Raw genomic sequence first — 26,551 nt, forward strand, 5'->3', positions numbered from 1 at the left:
AATTCGAATGACAAAGTAATGGTGTTGTTGAAGTCCTTGATTGTCGTCATCCAGATCCTGTCGGCGCTCGGCGTCATCGGGCTGGTGCTGGTGCAGCACGGAAAGGGCGCGGATATGGGCGCCGCATTCGGCAGCGGCTCGTCGGGCAGTCTGTTCGGCGCGTCCGGCTCGTCGAATTTCCTGTCCCGCACGACGGGTGTGCTCGCAGCGCTGTTTTTCATCTGCACGCTGGGTCTGACCTACCTGGGTTCGACCGGCCGCACGACCACCTCGGTCGGTGTGATGGGCACGGCCACCGCGCCGGTCGGGGCCGCGAGCGGCGTCATGGGCGGCAGCAGCGTTCCGCCGACGGCTGTCACGCCGACGAATCCGGTGCCCGCGCAGGACGTACCGAAGTAAGGGCGGTCGAAGCAACCCGAAGCCTGAGCAATCATTCGATTTCGGTTGATCAAACGATCTCGTCACGCTATAATTTGATTCTTGTCGCGATGTGAAGGCAAGTGCTTTAAAAGCTTTAACATGCTTCATTAAAGCACTGATTCATAAGAAGTATTGCTTGCGGCGCGCATGCAGAAAAAAATTGGAAATTGTTGCTTTTTCTGGAAAGCGAAGCATAATTTTCAGGAGGCGCTGGCTGCGGCAGTGCTCCGGCGCTGTGTGGAAAGTGCGGCGGCATCGCACTGAAAACGCAATGCATTGTTGAGCGTCGTGGTAGCGCGACCGAACCGATTACGCAGTAAGATGCGTATGGCTTCACAGGTCATGCGCAGTACAAAAGTTTTATGCCGACGTGGTGGAATTGGTAGACACGCTATCTTGAGGGGGTAGTGACGCAAGTCGTATGAGTTCGAGTCTCATCGTCGGCACCATGATTGAAGACAATGCCAGCCTGTTGCAGAGACGCTTCGGCTGGCATTGTTTCGTAAGGCGTAGGATCGCGATGAAGCGGGCCGCCGGCGACACGATCGCCAGGCTGCCGGATTGTCGGTCATTGTGGCTCCCGAACAGGGTATCCTCGAAAGGACACACCTGTTTTCAATGCGCATCAACCAATAAGAGGATTGCCGTGAACCTCGCGCCCTATTATCCCGTCCTGCTCTTCATCATCGTGGGCATCGGTCTGGGCGGCGGCCTGATAGGCGTCGGCAAACTCCTCAGCCCCCACAAACCCGATACAGAAAAGAACGCGCCGTATGAGTGCGGCTTCGAGGCATTCGAAGACGCGCGCATGAAATTCGACGTGCGTTACTATCTGGTCGCCATCCTCTTCATCATTTTCGACCTTGAAACGGCCTTTCTGTTTCCGTGGGGCGTCGCCCTCCGGGATATCGGCTGGCCAGGCTTTCTCGCGATGATGGTCTTCCTGCTCGAGTTCGTGATCGGTTTCGCCTTTCTGTGGAAGAAGGGTGCGCTCGACTGGGAATGATTCCTTGATGGACGATGCCTGGCAGGCCGGGCCCGATCTGCCACGAACGGTGGCATCGGGTTTCCTGTCCGGCAGTGCCTGGAGTATGAGCAAATGAGTATCGAAGGGGTCTTGAAGGAAGGATTCGTCACCACTTCCGCCGACAAGCTGATCAACTGGACGCGGACCGGCTCGCTATGGCCGATGACGTTCGGTCTGGCCTGCTGCGCGGTGGAGATGATGCACGCCGGCGCCGCGCGCTACGATCTCGATCGTTTCGGGGTGGTGTTCCGGCCAAGCCCGCGCCAGTCCGATCTGATGATCGTCGCCGGCACGCTGTGCAACAAGATGGCGCCGGCGCTGCGCAAGGTGTACGACCAGATGGCGGAGCCCCGCTGGGTCCTGTCGATGGGTTCCTGCGCGAACGGCGGCGGCTATTATCACTATTCGTATTCGGTGGTGCGTGGTTGCGACCGCATCGTCCCGGTGGATGTCTATGTACCGGGTTGTCCCCCGACCGCGGAAGCGCTGATCTACGGCATCATTCAATTGCAGGCCAAGATCAAGCGGACCACCACCATCGCCCGGCAATAAGGCTGCACTTTCCACTATGGCAAGCAAACTCGAGACACTGAAGGCCGCGATTGAATCGGCGCTGGGCGAACGGGTCTCTCACCTCGCTGAATCGATCGACCAGCTCACATTGACGGTGAAGGTGGAAGACTACCTGAATGTGGTTGCGCTTTTGCGCGACAATTCGTCGCTTCGTTTCGAGCAGTTGATGGATCTCGCCGGCGTCGATTATTCGACCTACGGCGATGGCGCCTACGAGGGGCGGCGCTTCGCCGCGGTGTTGCAGCTGTTGTCGATCACGCACAACTGGCGCCTGCGGGTGCGGGTATTCGCCGAGGATGACGACATGCCGGTGATTCCGTCGGTGATCGAGGTCTGGAATTCGGCGAACTGGTACGAGCGCGAGGCATTCGACCTGTTCGGCATCATTTTCGACGGGCATCCGGACCTGCGCCGTCTGCTGACCGATTACGGTTTCGTCGGGCACCCGTTCCGCAAGGACTTCCCGGTGTCCGGGTATGTCGAAATGCGTTATGACCCCGAGGAAAAGCGCGTGATCTATCAACCCATCACGATCGAGCCGCGCGAGATCACCCCGCGCGTGATCCGGGAAGAATCGTACGGCGGGCTGAAATACTGATGCCGGCCGACCCCGTCGCGGCGCGGCCCGCAGGCGCGCGTGCGCGCGGGGCCCTCGACCTGCGTCGGGTCGACGTTGATGCAATTTGTTGGGGCTTCTGATGGCGGAAATCAAGAATTACACGCTCAATTTCGGGCCGCAGCATCCCGCCGCGCACGGCGTGCTGCGCCTGGTGCTGGAACTCGATGGCGAGGTGATCCAGCGGGCCGACCCGCATATCGGCCTGCTGCACCGCGCCACCGAAAAGCTGGCGGAATCGAAGACCTTCCTGCAGTCGGTGCCGTACATGGACCGTCTCGACTACGTGTCGATGATGTGCAACGAGCACGGCTACGTGCTGGCGATCGAACGGCTGCTGGGCATCGACATACCGGAGCGGGCGAAATACATCCGCGTGATGTTCGACGAACTGACGCGCCTGTTGAACCACCTGATGTGGATCGGTTCGCACGGGCTGGACGTGGGCGCGATGGGCGTGATGCTGTATGCGTTCCGCGAACGCGAGGACCTGCTCGACATGTACGAGGCGGTCTCGGGGGCGCGCATGCACGCGGCGTACTATCGGCCAGGCGGCGTCTATCGCGAACTGCCCGATTCGATGCCGCAGTACAAACCGTCCAAGATCCGCAACGCGAAGGCGCTGCAACGGATGAACGACAGCCGCAGCGGCTCGCTGCTCGATTTCATTTCGGACTTCACCGACCGTTTCCCGGGTTGCGTCGACGAATACGAGACCCTGCTGACCGACAACCGGATCTGGAAGCAGCGCCTCGTGGGCATCGGCGTGGTGTCGCCGGAGCGCGCGCTGCAGCTGGGCTTGAGCGGCGCGATGCTGCGTGGCTCCGGCATCGAGTGGGATCTGCGCAAGAAGCAGCCCTACGAAGTCTACGACAAGATGGATTTCGACATTCCGGTGGGCGTCAATGGTGATTGCTACGACCGCTATCTCGTGCGCATCGAGGAGATGCGGCAGTCGAATCGCATCATCCGTCAATGCGTCGACTGGCTGCGCAAGAATTCGGGCCCGGTGATGATCGACAATCACAAGATCGCGCCGCCGGCGCGCATCAACATGAAAAGCAACATGGAGGAGCTGATCCACCATTTCAAGCTTTTCACCGAAGGCTTTCACGTGCCGCCGGGCGAGACGTACGCGGCCATCGAGCACCCGAAAGGCGAGTTCGGCATCTATCTCGTATCGGATGGCGCCAACAAGCCGTACCGCTTGAAGATCCGCGCCGCGGGTTTCGCGCATCTGGCGGCGCTCGACGAAATGGCGCGGGGTCACATGATCGCCGATGCGGTGACCATCATCGGCACGCAGGATATCGTTTTTGGCGAGATCGATCGCTGAGCGCCGCTCACCAGCGCTGGGTCTGCCATGGAGCCTAGTTTGTTGCCATGGCAGGATGTCAGTCGGTAGGAATTGAAAGAGTCGTGTTTGAAAATGCTCTCTGCTGAAGCTTTGAAGGAAATGGATCGCGCGGTGGCGAAGTACCCGCCCGACCAGAAAAGATCGGCCGTGATGGCCTCGCTGGCGCTTGCGCAGGACGAGTTGGGATGGGTGTCGCCCGAGGCGATGCAGTTCGTCGCCGATTATCTGGGAATGCCGGCGATCGCCGTGCAGGAAATCGCCACCTTCTACACGATGTTCGAGACCCGGCCGCCGGGAAAGTACAAGCTGACGATCTGCACGAACCTGCCGTGCCAGCTGCGCGATGCGGAATTGGCCGCAGACTACCTGAAGGAAAAGCTCGGTATCGATTTCAACGAAACCACGCCCGACGGCCGGTTCACGTTGAAGGAGGGCGAGTGCATGGGCGCTTGCGGCGACGCGCCGGTCATGCTGTTGAACAACAAAAAAATGTGCAGCTTCATGAGCCGCGAGAAGATCGACGCGCTGATCGCCGACCTGAATGCGCGCTTCGACGTCACCCATGACGCGGCAATCGGCACGGCGGTCCCGCCGGCGATGCGCACGGCGTCGAGCCTGGCTGCCGATCCGGTAACCGGCCGGGCATCCGAGGAGGACGTTCCAAAATGACCAGTCTGCACGATCGACATATCACGCCGCTGATCCTGGCGGGCCTGAACGGCGAAAACTGGGACCTCGATGGCTATGTGGCGCGGGGCGGCTATGCGCAGCTGCGGCGTATCCTCGAGGAAAAGATCGCGCCGGAGCAGGTGATCGCCGAGGTCAAGGCGTCCGGCCTGCGTGGCCGTGGCGGCGCGGGCTTTCCCACCGGACTGAAGTGGAGCTTCATGCCGCGCCAGTTCCCGGGGCAGAAATACCTGATCTGCAATTCGGACGAAGGCGAGCCGGGCACGTTCAAGGATCGCGACATCCTGCGCTACAACCCGCACGCGCTGATCGAGGGCATGGCCATCGGCGCGTACGCGATGGGCATCACGGTCGGGTACAACTACATCCACGGCGAGATCTTCGAACTGTATCAGCGTTTCGAGCAGGCGCTCGACCAGGCCCGCGCGGCCGGCTATCTGGGCAACAACATCCTGGGAACGAGCTTTTCGTTCGAGCTGCATGCGCATCACGGGTACGGCGCCTACATCTGCGGCGAGGAAACCGCGCTGCTCGAATCGCTCGAGGGCAAGAAAGGCCAGCCGCGCTTCAAGCCGCCGTTTCCGGCGAGCTACGGGCTGTTCGGCAAACCGACGACGATCAACAACACGGAAACCTTCACCGCGGTGCCTTTCCTGCTCGCGACCGGGCCGCAGCGCTATCTGGAAATGGGTAAGCCGAACAACGGCGGCACGAAGATCTTCTCGGTCTCGGGCGACGTCGAACTGCCTGGCAATTACGAGGTGCCGCTCGGCACGCCGTTCGCGAAGCTGCTGGAACTGGCGGGCGGCATGCGCGGCGGGCGCAAGATCAAGGCGGTCATTCCGGGTGGGTCGTCGGCGCCGGTGATCCCCGGCGCGATCATGATGGAAACGGACATGGACTATGACTCGCTCGCGAAGGCGAAATCGATGCTCGGTTCCGGCGCCGTGATCGTGATGGACGAAACGCGCTGCATGGTGCGCTCGCTGCTGCGTCTCTCGTATTTCTACTACGAGGAATCCTGCGGCCAGTGCACGCCGTGCCGCGAGGGCACCGGCTGGCTGTACCGGATCGTCAAGCGCATCGAGGAAGGCGAGGGCCGTCAGGAGGATCTCGACCTGCTGCGCTCGGTCGCCGACAATATCTCCGGTCGAACGATTTGCGCGCTGGGCGACGCGGCCGCCATGCCGGTGCAGGGCATGCTGCGTCACTTTTGGAATGAATTCGAGTATCACGTCGAGCACAAGCATTGCCTGGTGTCGGCGGGGGCAGAAGCGAGTCTGAGCCATCATGGTTGAACTGGAAATAGACGGCAAGAAGGTCGAGGTCCCGGAAGGCAGCATGGTGATGGAAGCTGCCAAGCGGGCGGATACCTATATCCCGCACTTTTGTTACCACAAGAAACTGTCGATCGCGGCCAATTGCCGGATGTGCCTGGTCGATGTCGAAAAGATTCCGAAGGCCGTGCCGGCCTGCGCGACGCCGGTGTCGTCCGGGATGATCGTGCGCACGAAGTCCGACAAGGCGGTCAAGAGTCAGCAGGCGGTGATGGAATTCCTGCTGATCAACCATCCGCTGGACTGTCCGATCTGTGACCAGGGCGGCGAGTGCCAGTTGCAGGATCTGGCGGTGGGTTATGGCAAGTCGGCCTCGCGCTATCGCGAGGAAAAGCGGGTGGTGTTCCACAAGAACGTCGGTCCGTTGATCTCGATGCAGGAAATGACGCGCTGCATCCATTGCACGCGGTGCGTGCGCTTCGGGCAGGAGATCGCCGGGGTCATGGAATTCGGCATGCTCGGGCGCGGTGAACATGCCGAGATCACCGCCTTCGTCGGCCAGTCGATCGATTCCGAACTCTCGGGCAACATGATCGACCTGTGCCCGGTGGGCGCGTTGACGTCGAAGCCGTTCCGCTTCAGCGCCCGGACCTGGGAACTGACGCGCCGCAAGTCGGTGAGCCCGCACGATGGCGTGGGCGCGAACCTGATCGTGCAGATGAAGAACAGCCGCGTGATGCGTGTGCTGCCGCTGGAGAACGAGGCGGTCAACGAGTGCTGGCTCTCGGACAAGGACCGCTTTTCGTACGAGGGTCTGAACAGCGCCGAGCGTCTGACGCGGCCGATGATCCGGCAAAACGGCGACTGGCATGAGGTCGACTGGCAGACGGCGTTGTCGTACGTCGCCGACAGCTTCGGGAAAATCACCGCTCAGCATGGGCAGGACGCGATCGGCATGCTGGCCAGCCCGCACAGCACGCTGGAGGAACTGTTCCTGTTCAAGGCGCTGGCGAACGGGCTGGGCACGCCGAATGTCGATCATCGTCTGCGCCAGAGCGATTTCGCCGGTGAGGTGCAGGGTGGTCAGGGCGTGCGCTGGCTGGGCATGCCGATCGCGGATCTGGCGAACGTCGACCGCGCGCTGGTGATCGGTTCGCACCTGCGACGCGACCACCCGCTGCTGGCCGCGCGTCTGCGTCAGGCCGCGCGCAATGGCGCGCGGGTAGGTTTCGTCGCCGCCAGTTCCGACGATTCGCTGATTCCCGGCGCGCATCCGGTCGTGGTCGCGCCGAGCGCCTGGCTGGCTGAGCTCTCGGCCATCGCCCGCGCGATCGCGACGGTGCGCGGCGTCGAGCTGCCGGAAGGCTTCGCGCGCGGCGACGCGCTGACGCCAAGCGACGACGCGCGACGCGCGGCGGAATCCTTCGTCGCCGGCGTGCAGACCGTCGTCCTGCTGGGCAATGACGCGGTGCGCCACCCGGAGTTCACGAAGCTGCATGCGCTGGCCGCGTGGATCGCCGAGCAGGCGGGCGCGAAGCTGGGTTTCCTGACCGAGGCGGCCAACACCGTCGGCGCGCAGCTGGTCGGCGCGCTGCCGGGCCCGGACGGCCTGGACGCGTCGGCGATGTTCGACCAGCCGCGTCAGGCGTACGTACTGATGAACGTCGAGCCGGAATTCGATTCGGCGGACCCGGCGCGCGCGCTCGCGGCGCTGGCGCAGGCAGGCCTGGTGGTCAGTCTGAGCATGTTCAAGCACGGCGCGGACTATGCCGACGTGCTGCTGCCGATCGCCCCGTTCACCGAAACCGCGGGTGCCTTCGTCAACTGCGAAGGCCGCCTGCAGGCCTTCAATGGCGTGGCGCCGCCGCTGGGCGAGACGCGTCCCGCGTGGAAGGTGCTGCGGGTGCTCGCCAATCTGTTCGAACTGCCGGACTTCGAATTCGACAGCGTCGAACAGGTGCGCCGCGCGGCGCTGCGCGACCTGGACATTCCCGCGCGGCTCGACAATGGCAGCGCCTCGGCCGTCGTGGATGCGCCGCATCCGGCGGCAGTCCCGTCCCCCGACGATACGTCCGGCGCGACCTTCGAACGCTACGAGCGCTTGCCGGACGTGCCGATCTATCATGCCGATCCGCTGGTGCGGCGCGCGGCGTCCCTGCACCTGACGCTGGCCGCGCGGCAGGCCGTGCGGGCGTCATTGCCGGCGGGCCTGTTCGACCGCCTCGGCCTCGCGCAGGGCGACGCGGTACGCGTCACCCAGGGCGAGCGTTCGGTGACGCTGCCCGCATGGCGCGACGAGAAGCTGGCGCCGAACGTGGTCAGAGTGTCGGCAGCCACGCCGGCGTCTGCCGCGTTGGGCAGCCTGTTCGGTGATCTGGTGGTGGAGAAGGTCTAAATGAGCTTGTTCGATTCGATCAACACCGCGGGGCTCGGCGTCCTCGGCGCGGCCTGGCCCACGGTCTGGGTGCTGGTGCGCATCGTCGTCCTGTCGGTCGTGCTGCTGCTGTGCGTGGCCTACCTCGTGCTGTGGGAGCGCAAGCTGATCGGCTGGATGCACGTACGTCTGGGGCCGAATCGCAATGGCCCCGGCGGCATGTTCCAGACCATCGCCGACGTGCTCAAGCTGATCCTGAAGGAAGTGATCATGCCCACGCAGGCCACGCCCTGGCTCTACCTGATCGCGCCGATCATGGTGGTGGCGCCGGCGTTCGCGGTCTGGGCGGTGATCCCGTTCCAGCCGGAAGCGGTGCTGGGCAACGTCAACGCCGGTTTGCTGTACGCGATGGCGATCTCGTCGGTCGGCGTCTACGGCGTGATCCTGGCGGGCTGGGCGTCGAATTCGAAGTACGCGTTCCTCGGCGCGATGCGCGCGTCGGCGCAGATGGTCTCGTACGAAGTGTCGATGGGTCTGGCGCTGGTCACGGTGCTGATGACGTCGGGCTCCTTGAACCTGAGCGACATCGTCGTGCAGCAGCAGCACGGGCATTTCGCGTCGGTCGGATTGACCTTCCTGTCGTGGAACTGGCTGCCGCTGCTGCCGATGTTCGTCGTCTACTTCATTTCGGGGCTGGCGGAAACGAACCGGCATCCGTTCGACGTCGTCGAGGGCGAGTCGGAAATCGTCGCCGGGCATATGGTCGAGTATTCGGGCATCGTCTTCGCGCTGTTCTTCCTGGCCGAATACCTGAACATGATCGTCATCTCGACGCTGACCGCCACCCTGTTCCTGGGCGGCTGGAGCGCGCCGTTCGGCTTTCTGGCCTTCATTCCCGGTGCGGTCTGGCTGGTGCTGAAAGTGTTCTTCCTGCTGTCGGTTTTCGTCTGGGTGCGCGCGACGTTCCCGCGCTACCGGTACGATCAGATCATGCGCCTGGGCTGGAAGGTTTTCCTGCCGGTCTGCCTGTTGTGGGTTGTCGTGGTCGGCTTCTGGATCATGTCGCCGCTCAACATCTGGAAATAAGGGCGGCGCACGCTGCCCGGGGAAGGGAACGAGATGATTGCAATCAGAGATTTTTTCCGCAGCTTTCTGCTGCTCGAGTTATTGCGCGGAATGGCGATGACCGGGAAGTACGTGTTCAAGCGCAAGATCACCGTGCAGTTCCCGGAGGAGAAGACGCCGCTGTCGCCGCGTTTCCGGGGCCTGCACGCGCTGCGCCGCTACGAGAACGGCGAGGAACGCTGCATCGCCTGCAAACTGTGCGAGGCGGTCTGCCCGGCGCTGGCGATCACGATCGAATCGGAAACGCGTGCCGACAATACCCGCCGCACCACGCGCTACGACATCGATCTGACGAAGTGCATCTTCTGCGGCTTCTGCGAGGAAAGCTGCCCCGTGGATTCGATCGTCGAGACGCAGATCCTCGAATACCACGGCGAAAAGCGCGGCGATCTCTATTTCACGAAGGACATGCTCCTCGCGGTGGGCGACCATTACGAGAAGGAAATCGCCGCGGCGAAGGCCGCCGATGCGCCGTACCGCTGAACGCCCGGCGCACGTCACGACCGCAGTCGGTCCCCGCGACCTCATGAAGATTGGCTAGACATGGCATTCACCACCGTACTGTTTTATGTGTTCTCGATCCTGCTGGTCGGCTCGGCCTTCCGGGTCATCACGGCGCCCGACGCGGTGCAGTCGGCCCTGTTCCTGATCCTGGCGTTCTTCAATGCCGCGGGAATCTGGATGCTGCTGCAGGCGGAATTCCTCGCCATCGTGCTCGTGCTCGTCTATGTCGGCGCGGTGATGGTGCTGTTCCTGTTCGTCGTCATGATGCTCGACATCAACACCGAGCTGCTACGGCGCGACTTCAAGCGTTTCGTGCCCTGGGCCACCGTGGTCGGGGCGATCATCGTCGTCGAGCTGGCGCTGGTGATCTGGCGCGGTTACGGTGCCACGGTCGATCCGGTTGCGATGAACGCCACCGACGCGGCGCTGCCGAACACCCATCTCATCGGGCGGCTGATCTATACCCGTTACATTTTTGCGTTCGAGATCGCCGGGCTGATCCTGCTGGTGTCCCTGATCGCCGCGGTCGCGCTGACGATGCGCCACCGCACGGGTGTCAAGCGCACGAACCCGAACCAGCAGGTGCATGTGCGTCGCGCGGACCGCGTGCGCATCGTGAAGATGGCGTCCGAGATGGAAGCGCCGGAAGCCGACACCGCGCCGGCGACGCCGGGCAATGCGGGGGCCGGCAGCGTGGTGCCCGCCAGCGCCCCGCGCGCGGCGCCCAGCGTGCCGCAGAACGTCGCGACGCCGGTATCGAGCGCGGCGGTATCGACACCGGCCGCACCGACGCCGGCCGCACCGACGCCGGCCGCACCGACGCCGGCCGCACCGACGCCGGCCGCACCTACGCCGGCCGCACCTACGCCGGCCGCACCTACGCCGGCCGCACCTACGCCGGCCGCACCCAAACAATGAAAAAGAGAGGAGACAAGCCATGCTGACCCTCGCCCACTACCTGGTTCTCGGTGCGATCCTGTTCGCGATCAGCATCGTCGGAATCTGGCTGAACCGGCGCAACGTGATCATCATCCTGATGGCGATCGAGTTGATGCTGCTGGCGGTGAACACCAATTTCGTCGCGTTCTCGCATTATCTCGGCGACGCGAACGGGCAGGTGTTCGTATTTTTCGTGCTGACCGTGGCCGCGGCGGAAGCGGCCATCGGGCTGGCGATCCTGGTCGCGTTGTTCCGTCGTCTCGATACGATCAATGTGGAAGATCTCGACCGTCTCAAAGGCTAGTATCCGCGCCATGCGCGCTTTCGGCCCGGCAGGCGCCGGCAGCGCGCCGGGCGAATGCGGGTCGGATACTTCACGAGTGCTGTCCGGTCCAACCGACCGGGCGAAATAGGCAAGGCTGTCATGGCAAATACAATCAATCCCACGCTGCTGCTCGCGATCGCGCTCGCGCCGCTGTTCGGTTCCCTGGTCGCGGGCCTGTTCGGCCATGCGATCGGCCGTCGCGGCGCGCATGTCGTCACCATCGCCGGGGTCGCGATCTCCTTCGTTCTGTCGTCGATGGTGTTCGTCGACGTGCTGCACGGGGCGAGCTTCAACGGCACGATCTACGAATGGATGAACGTCGGGCCGCTCAAGCTCGAAGTCGGCTTCCTCGTCGATTCGCTGACCGCGCTGATGATGTGCGTCGTGACCTTCGTGTCGCTGATGGTCCACATCTACACGATCGGCTACATGGCCGACGACGACGGTTACCAGCGCTTCTTCTGCTACATCTCGCTGTTCACCTTCGCGATGCTGATGCTGGTGATGAGCAACAACTTCCTGCAGCTGTTCTTCGGCTGGGAAGCGGTGGGGCTGGTGTCCTATCTGTTGATCGGTTTCTGGTACACGCGACCCACCGCGATCTACGCGAACATGAAGGCCTTCCTGGTGAACCGGGTCGGCGACTTCGGCTTCATCCTCGGTATCGGCCTGCTGCTCGCCAATGCCGGGTCGCTGAACTACGGCGACGTCTTCGCGCATCGAGAGGCGCTCGCCGCCCTGAGTTTCCCGGGTACGCACTGGGGGCTGCTGACGGTCGCCTGCATCTGCCTGTTCATCGGCGCAATGGGTAAGTCCGCGCAATTCCCGCTGCACGTCTGGCTGCCGGATTCGATGGAAGGCCCGACGCCGATCTCCGCGTTGATCCACGCGGCGACGATGGTCACCGCCGGCATCTTCATGGTGGCGCGCATGTCGCCGCTGTTCGAACTGTCCGACGCCGCGCTGTCCTTCATCCTCGTGATCGGCGCGATCACGGCGCTGTTCATGGGTTTCCTGGGACTGGTGCAGAACGACATCAAGCGCGTGGTCGCGTATTCGACGCTGTCGCAACTCGGTTACATGACGGTCGCGCTGGGCGCGTCCGCCTATCCGGTCGCGGTGTTCCACCTGATGACGCACGCCTTCTTCAAGGCGTTGCTGTTCCTGGCGGCCGGCTCGGTGATCATCGGCATGCATCACGATCAGGACATGCGCAATATGGGCGGCCTGCGCAAATACATGCCGATCACCTGGATCACCTCGCTGGTCGGCTCCCTGGCGCTGATCGGCACGCCGTTCTTCTCCGGCTTCTATTCGAAGGATTCGATCATCGACGCGGTGCGGGAGTCGCATCTGCCCGGCTCCGGCTTCGCGTATTTCGCGGTGCTGTTCAGCGTGTTCATCACCGCGCTGTACGCCTTCCGGATGTATTTCCTGGTGTTCCACGGTGCGGAGCGTTTCCGTCGACCGCATACGCAGCATGGTCAGGAAGCGCAGGTGCACGGGTCGCATCCCGACGCACATTCCGGCGCACCCGCCGTTGCACACGCCGTTGCGCACGCCGGCCACGCGCACGGCCATTCCGACGCGGGCGACGCGCACGGTCAGCAGCCGCCGCACGAGTCGTCGTGGGTGGTCACGCTGCCGCTGATCCTGCTCGCGATTCCGTCGGTGATCATCGGCGCGGTGGCGATCTCGCCGCTGCTCTATGGCGGCTTTTTCAGCCACGGCGTCGTATTCAGCAAAGTCATCTTCATCGGCGCGAACCACGCCGGGCTCGAGGAGATGGCCCAGGGCTATCATGGCTGGCTCGGCATGACCCTGCATTCGCTGCAAGGCGCGCCGGTCTGGCTGGCGTTGCTCGGCGTGGTGGTGGCATGGATCTTCTACATCAAGCGCCCGGACATCCCCGCGATGCTGCAGCGCCGTTTCTCGGGCATCCACACGCTGCTGGAGAACAAGTACTACTTCGACAAAATCAACGATGCGGTGTTCGCGCGGGGGCTGCTGGCGGTCGGCCGCGGCTTGTGGAAAGAGGGCGATCAGGCCGTGATCGACGGTGCCGTGGACGGCAGCGCCAATGCGATGCGCTGGGTGGCGCGCCTGTTGCGGCCCCTGCAGACCGGTTACGTCTATCACTACGCGTTCGCGATGATCATCGGCGTGGTGGTGTTGTTGACGCTGTTCGTCACGCTCGGCGGGAACTAAGGCGAGGGGATCTCGGATGCATGCACTTCCGTTGTTGAGTCTGGCGATCTGGATTCCGATCGTCACCGGCATCGTCACGCTCGTATTCGGTTCCAGCCGTGACCCGCGCGTCGCGCGCCGGATCGCGCTCGGCGGCGCGCTCCTCGGCCTGCTGGTCGTATTGCCGCTGATCTCCGGCTTCGACGCCAGCTCCGCCTCGTTGCAGTTCGTCGAGCGCATCAGCTGGATCGAACGCTACAACGTCGAGTATTATCTCGGCGTCGACGGCATCTCCATGTGGTTCGTCGTGCTGACCGCCTTCGTCACGGTGATCGTCGTGATCTCGGCGTGGGAGGTGATCCAGGTCAAGACCGCGCAGTACCTGGCGTCGTTCATGATTCTCTCGGGTCTGATGGTCGGCGTCTTCTGCGCCGCCGACGGGCTGCTGTTTTACACGTTCTTCGAAGCCACGCTGATTCCGATGTACATCATCATCGGCGTCTGGGGCGGGGCGAACCGGGTTTACGCGGCGTTCAAGTTCTTTTTGTACACGCTCGCCGGTTCGCTGCTGATGCTCATCGCGCTGATCTATCTGTACCGGGAATCGGGCACCTTCGAGATGCAGCGCTGGTATGCGCTGCCGTTGACGTTCTCCGAGCAGATCTTCCTCTTCATCGCCTTTTTCTTCGCGTTCGCGGTGAAGGTGCCGATGTGGCCGGTGCATACCTGGCTGCCGGACGCGCACGTCGAGGCGCCGACCGGCGGCTCGGTGGTGCTCGCGGCGATCATGCTGAAGCTCGGCGCCTACGGATTCCTGCGCTTCTCGCTGCCGATCACGCCCGACGCCTCCCATTTTTTCGCGTCGACGATGATCACGCTGTCGCTGATCGCGGTGGTCTACGTCGGCGTGGTGGCGCTGGTGCAGACCGACATGAAGAAGCTGGTCGCGTATTCGTCGATCGCGCACATGGGGTTCGTGACGCTGGGATTCTTCATGTTTCATGATCTCGGCATGGAGGGCGCGATCGTCCAGATGATCTCGCACGGCTTCGTCTCCGGCGCGATGTTCCTCTCGATCGGCGTGTTGTACGATCGCATGCACACGCGCGACATCAGCGCCTACGGCGGCGTGGTCAACACGATGCCGAAGTTCGCCGCCTTCGCGCTGCTGTTCGCGATGGCCAACTGCGGCCTGCCGGGCACCTCCGGTTTCGTCGGCGAATTCATGGTGATCCTGTCCGCGGTGAAGTTCAATTTCTGGATCGGCCTGCTCGCCGCCACGACCCTGATGCTGGGCGCGGCGTACACCTTGTGGATGTACAAGCGCGTGTATTTCGGCGCGGTCGCCAACGAGCGGGTCGCGCGACTCAAGGATATCGGTGCGCGCGAATTTTCCCTGTTGGCCGTGCTGGGCGCGCTGGTGCTCATCATGGGCCTGTATCCCAAACCCTTTACCGACACGATGCATCAATCCGTGGTGAGCCTGCTCACCCACGTCGGCCAGTCGAAACTGTAGTCCGGCGAGGAAAGAAGAGAAGCTATGCAAAATGCGAATATGAGTGTCCTGCTACCGGAGCTGCTGTTGCTCGTGGCCGCGATCCTGACCGTCATCAACGATGCGTTCGGCGGGGTGGGCGGGCGGCGGATAACCTATGCCATCGCCCTGGTGTCGTCGCTCGTCGCGGCCGCCTGGTACGCGGTGCTGGCGACGTCGCCGGCGACGATGCATTTCTTCGACAACATGTATGTGGTCGACCCGATGGCCAGCACGCTGAAGGCTTTCGTCTGCCTGGGCTTCGCCATCACGCTGATCTATTCGCGGCGTTACGTGGCGCTGCGCGGGCTTTTCGGCGGCGATCTCTACATGCTCGGGATGTTCTCGCTCCTCGGGCAACTGGTGATGATCAGCGGCAGCAACATGCTGACGCTGTACCTGGGCCTGGAAATGATGTCGCTGTCGCTGTACGCGCTGATCGCGCTGCGCCGCGACGACGCGACGTCGAGCGAAGCGGCGATGAAGTACTACGTGCTGGGCGCGCTGGCGTCGGGCTTCATGCTGTACGGCATCTCGATGACCTACGGCGCGACCGGCTCCCTGGACCTTGGCGAGATCTACCGGGTGCTGGCGTCCGGCCGCGTGAACAACACCGTGCTGCTGTTCGGCATCGTCTTCGTGGTGGTGGGCGTGACCTTCAAGCTGGGCACCGCACCGTTCCACATGTGGGTCCCGGACGTGTATCAGGGCTCGCCGACGGCGATGACGCTGCTCATCGGCGCCGGTCCGAAAATGGCGGCGTTCGCGTTCGGTTTCCGTTTTCTCGTCGACGGCATGCTGCCGCTGGCGGTGGACTGGCAGCAGATGCTGGTGATCGTCTCGGCGCTGTCGCTGATCATCGGCAACGTAATGGGTCTGGTGCAGACGAACATCAAACGCCTGCTGGCGTATTCGGCGATATCGAACCAGGGTTTCGTGCTGCTCGGGCTGATCGGCGGGGTGTTCAACGGCAATGCGGACAATGCCGCGAGCGCGTACGGCTCGGCGATGTTCTACAGCGTCGTCTATCTGCTGACCACGCTGGCCGCGTTCGGCGTGATCCTGATCATCTCGCGGCAGGGCGTCGAGGCCGATCAGCTCGAGGACCTGAAAGGGCTCAACCAGCGCAGCCCCTGGACCGCCTTCATCATGCTGGTGCTGATGTTCTCGCTGGCGGGGATTCCGCCGACCGCGGGTTTCTATGCGAAACTCTCGGTGTTGAGCACGGTGGTCAACGCCGGCTTCATCTGGCTGGCGGTGCTGGCGGTGATCGCGTCGCTGGTGGGCGCCTTCTACTACCTGCGCATCGTCAAATTGATGTATTTCGACGTGCCGCTGGATGAAACGCCGGTCGAGCCCAATCCGGTCGCCCGTTCCGTCCTGACGGTCAATGGCCTCGCGATCCTGGTACTCGGCGTCGTGCCGGGGCCGCTGCTGACCCTGTGTCTGCATGCGATGCGCCGCGCTTATGGAGGTTGACGGATGTCCGTAGCAGGGTGGTTCATCGTTTTGTTCGCGGTGCTGTTCGCGAATCTGCCCTTCGCGAACCAGCGGGTGTTCGCGCTGATTCCACTCGGGCGCCGCAAGACGGCCTGGATGCGCATCGGCGAACTGGTGGTTGCGTATTTCATCGTGGGCGCGTTCGGGTATCTGCTCGAAGCCCGCGCCGGCAATGTCTTTCCCCAGGGCTGGCAGTTCTACGCGGTGACCTTCAGCCTGTTCGTGGTCTTCGCGTTTCCCGGTTTCACCGCCCGCTATCTGGTCAAGTACCGCACTTGACGCATCACATCACGCACCCATCCCCCAAGCCCACCCGATGACGACCGAACCCCGCTTTGACGCACCGGCCGACCCGGACGCCGGCCTGATCGAGACGACGCTGGATAGTCGCACCGCCTACGACGGGCATTTTCTGACGGTCAAGCACGATACCGTGCGTCTGCCGGACGGCAAGTCCGCAACGCGCGAATTCATCGTGCATCCGGGCGCGGTCATGGTCATTCCCCTGTTCGACGACGGTCGCGTCCTGGTCGAGCGGCAGTATCGCTATCCGATGGGCCGGGTGATGACCGAATTTCCTGCCGGCAAGCTGGACGCCGGCGAAGACCCCCAGGTCTGCGCGCATCGCGAACTGCGCGAGGAAACGGGATACAGCGCTCGCGAGCTTGTCCATCTGACACGCGTGCATCCGGTCATTTCCTACTCGACCGAATTCATCGAACTCTATCTCGCGCGCGGCTTGAGCGCGGGCGAGCGGCGCCTCGACGAAGGCGAGTTCCTCGATCTGGAAATCGTGCGGCCCGAGGACCTCATGGCCGCCGTGCGGCGCGGTGAGATCACCGACGTGAAGACCATCATCGGCGCGTTCTGGCTGGAAAAATTCCTGTCCGGACAATGGGCCGGCATCTGAGATGAAGGTCTTCGATCTGCGCTGCGCGCATGACCACCGTTTCGAGGGCTGGTTCGCCTCGAGCGCTGCGTTCGACGATCAACTCGCACGTGATCTGATCGCCTGTCCGGTCTGCGGCGACACGAGGATCGCACGCCTGCCGTCCGTGCCGCATTTGAATCTCGGGACCGCCCGGACACGGGGCCCTGCATCGCCGCCGGCCGTGACGGTACCGCAGCAGGCCGCCACGGTCCCCCGTCTGCAGGCGCAGTGGCTAGGAATGGTGCGTGAGATGGTGCGTCAGACGGAGGACGTCGGACAGGCGTTTGCTGAGGAAGCGCGCCGCATTCATTACCAGGAAGCACCGGCGCGTGCGATCCGGGGCGTAACGAGCCCGCGGGAGGCAGCGGAGCTTGCCGACGAAGGGATCGACATCGTCGCATTGCCGATGCCCGTGGCCGCGAAAGGATCCCTGCAGTAGGACGTTCGCAGGGCGAACTGCCGAATGCCGGAAAGCAGCGTATCGCCCGCGAGCGCAGTGACCCCGTGCCGCATGTGCGATGCCGGCGAAGCGCCCCCTCGCAGGCTGTCGCGTTACCGGCGAGCGAACATCTCATGCCCCTAACCGTCATCGGCGGCGACGCTGGTCTGCGCGGCGCAATAGGTGATGGGTAGCATGCAGGTGCGGATTTCGTTGTCCTCGCCGGGGCGTGTGCATACGCCATTCTTAGGGTTGACCGGCATTGCCTGCGCGGCATCGCGTCCTTCGGCTTTTCCGTCTTCCAGGGTCAGGGCATCGAGAATCGCGGTTTGCTGGTGCAACAGCGATTCGAAGAAAAAATTCAGCGCGTAGAGTTGTTCGGCGAGTTCCGGATAACCCGGCAACGCGCGCAGCCCGGCCGATTCGGTGTTGTTGGCGTGCGGATGGAGGAGCGCCTGATTCAATATCTCGCGCCGGTGGGCCCGCGGCGCGAAGTCCGATGCGCACAATGCCGCGAATTGTTCGCGCAAGGGCCCGATATCGGCTGCCAGCCACCGCAGTTCGCCGACCAGGGTTGGCGCGAAGACCAGCCCTTGGCGCGCCGCCCGGCGCGCGATGTGTCCGGGTGAATCGCCATCGAGCAATCGCACGAACGTGCGCATGCGCCGCTGGGTGGTCAGACTCGCGAGGGAGTCGAAAATGCAGGTGGGAACGCATACGCCCGGCGTGCAGGTCGCTTCGCGCAGCTGACCGGAGAAGGTTTCTTCCTCCGCGTGACGCAGCTTGCCGACGATCGTGGTCCGCCCGCGTTGCGCCTGTTGCTCCACGAGATACGCCCGGCTCGGATCTCGTCCCCAAAGCACGTTGCGGTCGCGCCAGCGCAGGATGCGCTGCACCGGACTTTCGCGAGTGTCGGTCAACAAAGGGGCGGCAAGCTTTTGCAGTTCCAGCGCGATTTGCGTCGCCTGGTACAAGCGATAGGTCGTCGAAGTCGCGTCGAGGAAAGGCACGTGGCTGATCTTTCGGAACGCATGGGCGAGATCCCGGCTGGAGCGCTGGCGACGGAGGTTATCTATGGACGTGCGCGCATCGCGCAGAAGCGCGACATGCCGGGCGACGGTTTCCGAGTTGACCGGCAAAAACATGGCCAAAGTGTTGTACCAGGCGAGCCGGTTCTCGACGAACTGGACGCCCGCGCTGTGCGCGATCCAGGTTCTGACCGGTGTCGCGACGTGGCGCAGGGCGGACAGTTCGATCAGACAAAAAATCCCGTCCAGCACCGCCGACAGGGTCAGGGCGCGGGCATGCAGCACGGAGTCGCAGGTATAGAAAGGCAGCAAGGGCAGGTAAAGCGCGATGGGATCGTCCTGCATCTTTTCGATGCCGCTCTGTTCGAGCAGGGCTTTTTTCTGCCAGTTTCGATGACTGCCGCGAAAATTGATCCAGCTTTCCCATACCGCTTCGAGCCCGTCGCATTCGAATTGAAGATGGGGTTCGACGTCGTTCTTGTAGTAGACCGGCTCTTCATAGATGCTGGGAAATTTCTCGAAAAAAAATTCGTCCGGCAACGACTGCATATATCTTCCCGCGTCACCGGCATCGATGATCTCCGGAAGGAACGTCAGCATTTCGGTACGGTTGCCGATGGTATACAGCGCGAGATCGAACAGGTAGAAGCGTGACGCTCCGGACGCTGCGACCGTTTCGATGATCGCGGCTTTCGCATGGCCGAACAGACCGCGCCGATAAAGGTGCGTGTCGACCTCCAGCGGCGGGATGTATTGCGACATCAAAGACGGCTCGATGACGAATGGTCGATAGATATGCAGCCGGAGGCGCACCGCGCTCGCGAAGTCATGCCTGATCTCGGGCTGCAGGGCGTTGAAGCCCATGGCGATGACGCTGCGTGAGGAGCGCCAGATGAATTCCATCTTCTCTTCGTATGCTTTGTTGAAAAGCGCGATCACGGCGCGCCGCGACGGCAGGCGCTGGAGCGCCCTGTCCGGCAGCAGGCCGGCATAAGCGGGTTCCGCGTCGCGTAAATGCGCCAGACCGTTGTCGACCGTGAGGTAGAGATCGGTTAATGTGCCGCCATCGATCTTGCGCAGCAGGGAATGCGCGGTTTGCGCCTCGCCCAGCGTGACGAGCTTGCGTAGTCGAACCGGATGGTCTGCCGGAATTCCCGCGTCGGTGAGGAGTTGCGTGGCGATGGCGCGCCGGGACAAGGGGCCACCCGTGCGGAACAGATCGAACTGCCAGGCCCCGCGCGCGATTTCATTGGCGAAAAGCGTCCGTAAATGGCGGGTGAGATGGGCATTCTCCGCGTGCATCACCGCGAGGTATTCCGCATCTCGCGTCAGCACGCACCAGCCTTTTACATAGTATTCTCCGCGCGCGACGATCGCCTCCCAATTCTCGGCGTTCATCGCCAGCGCGTCGCTTTGGTTGGAGAAGTGATGACCGAAGCGTGCCTGGAAGATCTCTGTGCCGCCATAGGGAAGGGTCGCGGGCGCGGCCAACAGGGTGGGATCGAGCATGCCGAGCAAAAAGTCGACGAATTTGAGCGCGCCCGGCGTGGCGATGTCTGCCACGCGGGGAAAACGTTGGGGAAACTCGCGCCGGTTGATATCGATGAGTCGCGATAGCGCCGCATGTCGCATGCTGGAGCGGACGTCGCCTGCGGGGGTATCGGCGTAATGCGTGATATTCGTGTCGAACCGATGCTTGATCTCGAACATGGCGAAAAGCAGGGCGTCCGGATCGAAGGGCGGATCGTTCATTTCCGCCAGCGTCGACAGGATCTGTTTCAGAACGCGCCGGTGGTTCTGCTCGCGATCCGGATCGGTCCTGTGGGCCGCGTCGGGAATATCGTTCGCCTGGCTGGGAAGCGCCACGACATCGACACGGGTCGGGGAGAGCCTGTCGACCCGCCATGACAGAGAGCCATTCCTGTCGTTTTCGAAACACAGCAAATGCGAGGGACGTTCGTGCACCGCTGCGCGTCCGATTTCGCCGAGCAAGGCATGAAACATGTCGCCGTCGAGCACATGGTCCTCGTTCAGCATTTTGTCGCAGGTCAGGAAGATCACGGGAATATTGCTATACGCATACCAGCCGTCCTGGTTGACCCGGCGCAGCGCGTCGTCGTCACGCACGCGCGCGGATTCGTTCGCGGCCACGGCATAGAGCGCGAACTGCCGCGCGCCATCGACGATGCGACGGCGGTCCGCGACAGGCGAGTGTCGCCATATCAGGGTGATGCCATCGTTCGCCGTGCGCGTCTCATTCGTTTCGCGCGCCGCATCTGCCATGGCTTGCGCGCGCCCCGTGCCCGTCGCATCCGGGGCCAGCGTCGTGAAGAGGGGAGGGGGCTCGGCAGCGTTTGCGGAATGCGGCTCGGGCGACGCCTCCTGGCGCAGGCGTGCGGATTGTGACCACTCGGCCCAGGCGGGCATCGTCCAGGGAGCGGTGGGGTCGTCATGTATCCAAGCCGTATCGGGTGCGGGCACGGGTGCCTCGCCCACCGCGGGGAGTTCGGACGGTGAATGACGCGCGAGCGTGCCTGCGTCGCCACCGCCGCCGCGCCAGTTGCCAAGAATCAGCATGCCGCGCAGTAGCGCGCCCCGCCAGGAAGCGGCACGCCGATGCGTGCCGCGCCGCGGCGCCGGCGGCGTTGCGTAACGGGCGGCGGCGGACCGATACAGCCGAAGACGCCGACGGTCGTCGTTCAGGACCTCGCGGCAGGCCGGCAGATGCACCAGATGCGCCTTCAGGGCGTTTCTTTCGAGCGGGGAAAGCGGATTGCGCACGCCGGGCAGACAACGCGCGATGCGCCGCGGCAGGACAAGACGCAGCGTGGTGGGTGAGGGTTGCGTGGGAAAGCGGACTTCGAGATGGGCCGGGACGGCGCATGCGGTGGCACGCAGCAAACGCATATCACCTGCCTGAATTTTCGAAACGATGTCGAGCGGCTGCGCCGCGTCGGCGCAAACGACGCCGTCCGCCCGGCTCAGCTCCGCATGCAGGCCGTCGAATATCTCTCGCGGACTGCGCGGGTCGCGCAAGACCGCGAGGAAGACATCCCTGCCGGCGTCGGCATGTCGCGCGGGTGCGGGCGAATCGGCATCGAAGCGCATGAATGCCTGCGTGAGCGTGCGTAGCGCCCGATCGAGCCTTTTTTGCGCAGCGTGGGCGGGACAACCGTCTTCCGGGGCCGTGTGCGACCATGTCTCGCGCACGCGTTGGTCGATGCGCGTCGCAAGAGAGGGCGTGCCGTCCACGGGTTCGGTGAGCGCCGCGATGAGTTGCGCGATGAGGTAGCGCCGTTCGAACGCCTGCCGCTCCGCCAGGAGGCTGCGTCCGTGCCGGTCGCGCAGATGACGTTCGAGATACCGTGTGATGGCGCCGTGCGGCAGCAAAGCGGCACAGGGGCGGGAAGATCCACGCGCATCGAGGAAACAGCGTAGCGTCAGCCATTCCCGCAGCGATTCGTGACAGCATCGATTGATCAGCCTGGACAGGCCGATCAGGGCAATGTCATGGTTTTTCGTCCGTTCGCGGCTTTCCTGCGGCGCGATGCAGGCGTGAATGGCAAGATCTCGCATAGGCGGTGTCCCCCGGCTGGCGTCGTGACCGCCGTTTCGCGATCGCTTTCATCAACGCTCCGTTTTGGTGGGCCGCGCGCTTGGCCGGTTGCCACGCTTCGCCGTTTTTCCGCGGGACGCGACTGGCGTTTTTCCACTTTCGCCGGGCGGTGCGGCGTCGAACGCCCATCAAACGCCCATCAGCTTTTCCAATGCCGCCTGCAGGGTCGTTTCGCTTTTCGCGAAGCAGAAGCGGATCACGCCGGAGTCGCGTCCATCCCGGTAGAAGGCGGACAGGGGAATGGCCGCGACGCCGGCTTCGTTGATCAGCCAGCGGCAGAATTCGGCCTCGGGGAGATCGCTGATCGCGGAGTAGTCGACGCACTGGAAGAATGTGCCCTCGCAGGGCAGCGGCGCGAAACGCGTGCGCACGAGCCCCGCCCGGAAGAGGTCGCGCTTGCGCTGATAAAATGCGGGCAGACCGTGGTAGGTCGCGGGGTCGCGCATGTAGTTCGCGATGCCGATCTGCATCGGCGTATTGACCGTGAATACGTTGAACTGGTGCACCTTGCGGAACTCGATCGTCAGGGCCGCCGGGGCCAGCACATAACCCACCTTCCAGCCGGTCACGTGATGCGTCTTGCCGAAGCTCGAGACGACGAAGCTGCGTGCCGCCAGTTCCGGATGACGCGCGACGCTGGCATGCGCGCGACCGTCGAAGACCATATGCTCGTAGACCTCGTCGGACAGCACGACGATGTTCGTGTCGCGTACGATGTCGGCGAGCCGTTCGATGTCTTCCGGCTGCCAGATCCGCCCGGTGGGATTGTGCGGGGTGTTGATGATGATCATGCGCGTGCGCGGCGTCACCGCCGCCGCCAGCGCCTCGAAGGGGATCGCGTAGTCGGGCGCGGCCAGGGACACCAGGACCGGCACGCCGCCCGCCAGCTCGATCGTCGGCAGATAGCTGTCGTAGCTGGGCTCGATGACGATGACCTCGTCGCCCGCGCCGACCGCGCACAGGATGGCCGAGAGCAAGGCCTCGGTGGCACCGGCGGTCACGGTAATTTCATTCACCGGATGATAGGTGCGCCCGTAGATGGCGCGCACCTTGTCGGCGATGGCTTCACGCAGCAACGCCGCTCCGGCCATCGGCGGATACTGGTTGTGGCCGTCGCGCATGGCCTGCGCCACCGCGTCGACGAGCTTGGGATCGCACGCGAAATCGGGAAAGCCCTGGCCCAGGTTGATGGCGTTTTTCTCCGTCGCCAGCGCCGACATGACCGAAAAAATGGTCGTGCCGACTTTCGGCAGGCGCGAGGGGAATGACGGGGTATGCAGACTCTGTGCGGCTTGGTTCATCGTGGTGGGAGCGTGGGGCGGCGAAGGGGGCGGCGGCAGGTCGGTATTCTAATCCGGCTGACCGGGACGCGCTTCCGGCGGCGACAGTGCGGCGGCGACGAAATCGCCCGGCCGGTCGATGCGGCAGGCGAAATCGCGGGTGAAGCGGCGCGCGAGCTTCAGCAAGGCCTTGTCTTTCGTGACCAGCCACCGCGCGCCGCTGCGCGCGGCGAGTTCCAGGAATTTCTGGTCGTCGCGATCGCTGCAACGCGGCAAGGGCGGTGTGGACGGCAGGGGCATCGCGGCGGCGGCACCCGCCATGCCGCCATCGATGGGCGGGGCGGGCGGGGCCGCGTCGAGCAGGCACGCCAGACGCAGCGTTGTCGCCAGTGCCGCGGCCTTGTCGAGCGCGAAACGCGCGAATTGCGGATAGTCGAGCACGCGGTCGAGCTCGTACAGGCAGGCCGGGTCGATCACCGCGGCGAGCGTACCCGTCTCCAGCGCTGTGCGGATCGGGCGGCTGTCGGGGTCGTCGAACACCAGAATGTCGATCCAGACATTGGAATCGAGTACCGTGAGCAGCGCCGATGCGGTTGTCGATGCGGTTGTCGATGCACTGGCGGCCGCGGTGTCGATGACCGGGTTGGCCCCGGAAGGCGCGGCGGGCGAGCCGGGCAGGGGAGCGGCGGGAGCGGCGGAAGGGAGGTCGGGCGCGAGCATGGGATCCGGGCGTGGTTCGGTCGAAGGGGCGGTTACAATCATCTCTTTTTGTCGCCGAGCCGTCATGATAATCGTTCTGTCGCCCGCCAAGTCACTCGACTTCGACACGCCGCCGCATACCAGCAAACATACCCTGCCCGACCTGCTCGACGATTCGACGCAGTTGATCGCGGCATTGCGGCGTTTGTCGCCGGCCCAGATCGCGAGCCTGATGCGCATCTCCGACCCGCTCGCCCATCTGAATTTCGACCGTTTCGCGAACTGGCACACCCCTTTCGACGCACGCAACGCGAAACAATCGGTACTGGCCTTCGATGGCGACGTGTATGCCGGGCTGGACGCCGCCTCGCTAGGTGGCCCAGACCTGGATTATGCGCAGCGACATCTGCGAATCCTCTCCGGCCTGTACGGGCTGCTGCGCCCGCTCGATCTGATCCAGCCCTACCGGCTGGAGATGGGATCGCGTTTCGCCAACGACCGCGGGCGCGACCTGTACGCGTTCTGGGGGCCGCGCATCGCCGACGCCCTGAACCAGGCGTTCGACGAACATCCCCGCGCAGGCGAGCGTGTGCTGATCAATCTCGCATCCGAAGAATATTTCAAGTCCGTGACGCGCGGCGAACTGCGTGCCCCCGTCGTCACGCCGGTCTTCGAGGATTGGAAGGCAGACCGCTACAAGATCATCAGCTTCCACGCGAAACGTGCCCGCGGCCTGATGGCACGTTATGCCACCACGGCGCGGCTCGACCGTGCCGAGGGTCTGAAGGCGTTCGCCGCAGAAGGCTATGCGTTCGCCGCGGCGGCATCCGATGCGAACCGGTGGGTGTTCCGCCGGCGCCAGGCCTGATTCCCCTCTGCCTTGCCGCAGGCGCAAGGCGCTCACCCGCGAGTCATCATGTCCCTACACATCACTTCCCGCTTCGACAGCGGCGCGATCGACGTCGTCGACGCGACGCACCCCGACGATGTGCGTTTGCGCATCCGGGGAGATTCCGCCGCGGATTTCGCGCAGTGGTTCCATTTTCGCGTCAGCGGCGTGCGGGACGTCGCGGCGCGCTATACGTTCGAAAACGCCGGCCAGAGTGCCTATCCGGGCGGCTGGGAAGGCTATACCGTGGCCGCTAGTTACGACACGCGCGACTGGTTCCGGGTGGAGACGACGCACTACGACGGACAGGCGCTGGTGATGCACCATACCGCCGCGCACGATGTCGTCTACTACGCGTACTTCGAACCCTATGGCGAAGCCCGCCGGCAGGCGCTGGTGGGCGAGATGCAGGCCAGCGGCAAGGCGGTGGCGAGCGACATCGGCCGCAGTTGCGAGGGCCGGCCGATGACGGTGCTGACCTTCGGTACGGCCGCCGCCGCCGCGTCCGCGACGCGGACGGCCGCACCGGCGAAGGCGCGGATCTGGATCATCGCCCGGCAGCATCCGGGCGAAACCATGGCCGAATGGTTCGTCGAGGGCATGGCGCGTCGGCTGGCGGGCCTGGGCGAGTGGGCCGGCGACCCGATCGGACGACTGCTGCGCGAACGCGCGGAAATCCGTCTGGTGCCGAACATGAACCCCGACGGCTCGGCGCTGGGCAATCTGCGCACCAACGCGGCCGGCGCGAACCTGAATCGCGAATGGATGGCGCCCGATGCCACGCGCAGCCCCGAGGTGGTGGCGGTGCGGGCGGCGATCGCCGCGAGTGGCGTCGACCTGTTCTTCGACATCCACGGCGACGAGGTGCTGCCCTACAACTTCGTGGCGGGCAGCGAGATGCTGCCCGATTTCACGGCGGCGCAGCGGCAGACGCAGGACCGTTTCATCGCCTTGTTCAAGGCCGCGAGTCCCGAGTTCCAGGACGTGCACGGTTACTCGAACGACCGGTATCAGGAAGACGCGCTGACGCTGGCGTCGAAATACATCGCGCACCATTACGGCTGCCTGTCCCTGACGCTCGAGATGCCGTTCAAGGACAATGCCGACCAGCCCGAGCCGCGGACCGGCTGGAATGGCGCGCGCAGCGCGGCACTGGGCGCGGCGATGTGTCAGGCGATCTACCAGCACCTGTGCGCGACGCACGGGCGTGAGACCGCCTGAGCG

Annotated in this window: 21 protein-coding genes, 1 tRNA gene and 2 pseudogenes; 21 read left to right on the forward strand and 3 right to left on the reverse strand. The window is 63.9% G+C overall.

The annotated features are described in order from the left end of the window. The first annotated feature begins 18 nt into the window (after positions 1-18). From secG to OVY01_RS11060, 19 genes and pseudogenes are all read left to right on the forward strand, one after another. Positions 19-399: a preprotein translocase subunit SecG gene (secG, locus tag OVY01_RS10970; protein WP_267847465.1), complete on the forward strand. Its 381-nt coding sequence runs from the start codon at positions 19-21 to the stop codon at positions 397-399. Between the two features lie 385 nt (positions 400-784). Continuing rightward, positions 785-869, forward strand: a tRNA-Leu gene (locus OVY01_RS10975). Between the two features lie 197 nt (positions 870-1,066). Further along, complete coding sequence (locus OVY01_RS10980; protein ID WP_267847466.1) at positions 1,067-1,426, forward strand: NADH-quinone oxidoreductase subunit A; 360 nt, start codon at positions 1,067-1,069, stop codon at positions 1,424-1,426. 93 nt (positions 1,427-1,519) lie between these two features. Then, complete coding sequence (locus OVY01_RS10985) at positions 1,520-1,999, forward strand: NuoB/complex I 20 kDa subunit family protein (RefSeq protein WP_267847467.1); 480 nt, start codon at positions 1,520-1,522, stop codon at positions 1,997-1,999. A gap of 16 nt (positions 2,000-2,015) precedes the next feature. Next, the gene (locus OVY01_RS10990) at positions 2,016-2,618 is read left to right on the forward strand and encodes an NADH-quinone oxidoreductase subunit C (RefSeq protein WP_267847468.1); all 603 of its coding nucleotides are present in this window, start codon (positions 2,016-2,018) and stop codon (positions 2,616-2,618) included. A 100-nt stretch (positions 2,619-2,718) separates the two neighbouring features. After that, on the forward strand, positions 2,719-3,972 hold the full coding sequence (locus OVY01_RS10995) for an NADH-quinone oxidoreductase subunit D (protein WP_267847469.1): 1,254 nt from the start codon (positions 2,719-2,721) through the stop codon (positions 3,970-3,972). Between the two features lie 93 nt (positions 3,973-4,065). Further along, positions 4,066-4,536: pseudogene (gene nuoE, locus OVY01_RS11000) on the forward strand (NADH-quinone oxidoreductase subunit NuoE); the annotation flags it as partial. 122 nt (positions 4,537-4,658) lie between these two features. Continuing rightward, positions 4,659-5,978 (forward strand): NADH-quinone oxidoreductase subunit NuoF, encoded by a 1,320-nt coding sequence (gene nuoF, locus OVY01_RS11005; RefSeq protein WP_267847470.1) that lies wholly within the window; start codon positions 4,659-4,661, stop codon positions 5,976-5,978. Then, a complete protein-coding gene (nuoG, locus tag OVY01_RS11010) occupies positions 5,971-8,352 on the forward strand; it encodes an NADH-quinone oxidoreductase subunit NuoG (RefSeq protein ID WP_267847471.1) in 2,382 nt (793 codons plus the stop codon). Before nuoF ends, nuoG begins: the two co-directional genes overlap by 8 nt. Beyond that, positions 8,353-9,417, forward strand: coding sequence for an NADH-quinone oxidoreductase subunit NuoH (gene nuoH / locus OVY01_RS11015; protein ID WP_267847472.1), 1,065 nt, complete (start codon positions 8,353-8,355; stop codon positions 9,415-9,417). It begins immediately after the preceding gene. Between the two features lie 33 nt (positions 9,418-9,450). Beyond that, positions 9,451-9,939 carry an NADH-quinone oxidoreductase subunit NuoI gene (gene nuoI, locus OVY01_RS11020; RefSeq protein WP_267847473.1) on the forward strand — a complete coding sequence of 163 codons (489 nt, stop codon included), beginning with the start codon at positions 9,451-9,453 and terminating at the stop codon, positions 9,937-9,939. 60 nt (positions 9,940-9,999) lie between these two features. Further along, positions 10,000-10,647 (forward strand): annotated as a pseudogene (locus OVY01_RS11025) (NADH-quinone oxidoreductase subunit J); the annotation flags it as partial. A gap of 250 nt (positions 10,648-10,897) precedes the next feature. Further along, entirely contained in the window at positions 10,898-11,203 is a 306-nt protein-coding gene (gene nuoK / locus OVY01_RS11030; protein ID WP_267847474.1) for an NADH-quinone oxidoreductase subunit NuoK, read from the forward strand. A gap of 120 nt (positions 11,204-11,323) precedes the next feature. Further along, complete coding sequence (gene nuoL, locus OVY01_RS11035) at positions 11,324-13,432, forward strand: NADH-quinone oxidoreductase subunit L (protein WP_267847475.1); 2,109 nt, start codon at positions 11,324-11,326, stop codon at positions 13,430-13,432. Between the two features lie 16 nt (positions 13,433-13,448). Continuing rightward, on the forward strand, positions 13,449-14,927 hold the full coding sequence (locus tag OVY01_RS11040; RefSeq protein WP_267847476.1) for an NADH-quinone oxidoreductase subunit M: 1,479 nt from the start codon (positions 13,449-13,451) through the stop codon (positions 14,925-14,927). Between the two features lie 24 nt (positions 14,928-14,951). Continuing rightward, a complete protein-coding gene (nuoN, locus tag OVY01_RS11045; RefSeq protein WP_267847477.1) occupies positions 14,952-16,424 on the forward strand; it encodes an NADH-quinone oxidoreductase subunit NuoN in 1,473 nt (490 codons plus the stop codon). Between the two features lie 3 nt (positions 16,425-16,427). Next, positions 16,428-16,724 (forward strand): DUF2818 family protein, encoded by a 297-nt coding sequence (locus OVY01_RS11050; RefSeq protein WP_267847478.1) that lies wholly within the window; start codon positions 16,428-16,430, stop codon positions 16,722-16,724. A gap of 37 nt (positions 16,725-16,761) precedes the next feature. Beyond that, positions 16,762-17,355, forward strand: a complete 594-nt coding sequence (locus tag OVY01_RS11055; RefSeq protein ID WP_267847479.1) for an NUDIX domain-containing protein — start codon at positions 16,762-16,764, stop codon at positions 17,353-17,355. A 1-nt stretch (position 17,356) separates the two neighbouring features. Then, a complete protein-coding gene (locus OVY01_RS11060) occupies positions 17,357-17,815 on the forward strand; it encodes a DUF1178 family protein (RefSeq protein ID WP_267847480.1) in 459 nt (152 codons plus the stop codon). A gap of 140 nt (positions 17,816-17,955) precedes the next feature. Here OVY01_RS11060 and OVY01_RS11065 read toward each other — a convergent pair whose 3' ends face one another. The 3 genes from OVY01_RS11065 to OVY01_RS11075 form a co-directional block, all read right to left on the reverse strand. After that, positions 17,956-22,419: a hypothetical protein gene (locus OVY01_RS11065; RefSeq protein ID WP_267847481.1), complete on the reverse strand. Its 4,464-nt coding sequence runs from the start codon at positions 22,417-22,419 to the stop codon at positions 17,956-17,958. Between the two features lie 168 nt (positions 22,420-22,587). Continuing rightward, the gene (locus OVY01_RS11070; protein WP_267847482.1) at positions 22,588-23,760 is read right to left on the reverse strand and encodes a pyridoxal phosphate-dependent aminotransferase; all 1,173 of its coding nucleotides are present in this window, start codon (positions 23,758-23,760) and stop codon (positions 22,588-22,590) included. A gap of 48 nt (positions 23,761-23,808) precedes the next feature. Next, entirely contained in the window at positions 23,809-24,417 is a 609-nt protein-coding gene (locus OVY01_RS11075; RefSeq protein ID WP_432422233.1) for a putative toxin-antitoxin system toxin component, PIN family, read from the reverse strand. A 106-nt stretch (positions 24,418-24,523) separates the two neighbouring features. On the opposite strand from OVY01_RS11075, the gene yaaA reads away from it, so the two are divergent. After that, complete coding sequence (yaaA, locus tag OVY01_RS11080) at positions 24,524-25,306, forward strand: peroxide stress protein YaaA (protein WP_267847483.1); 783 nt, start codon at positions 24,524-24,526, stop codon at positions 25,304-25,306. A gap of 48 nt (positions 25,307-25,354) precedes the next feature. Continuing rightward, positions 25,355-26,548 (forward strand): M14 family metallopeptidase, encoded by a 1,194-nt coding sequence (locus OVY01_RS11085; protein ID WP_267847484.1) that lies wholly within the window; start codon positions 25,355-25,357, stop codon positions 26,546-26,548. Positions 26,549-26,551: the final 3 nt, after the last annotated feature.

The sequence above is a fragment of the Robbsia betulipollinis genome, assembly GCF_026624755.1.
In the GTDB taxonomy this organism is placed as follows: Bacteria; Pseudomonadota; Gammaproteobacteria; order Burkholderiales; family Burkholderiaceae; genus Robbsia; species Robbsia betulipollinis.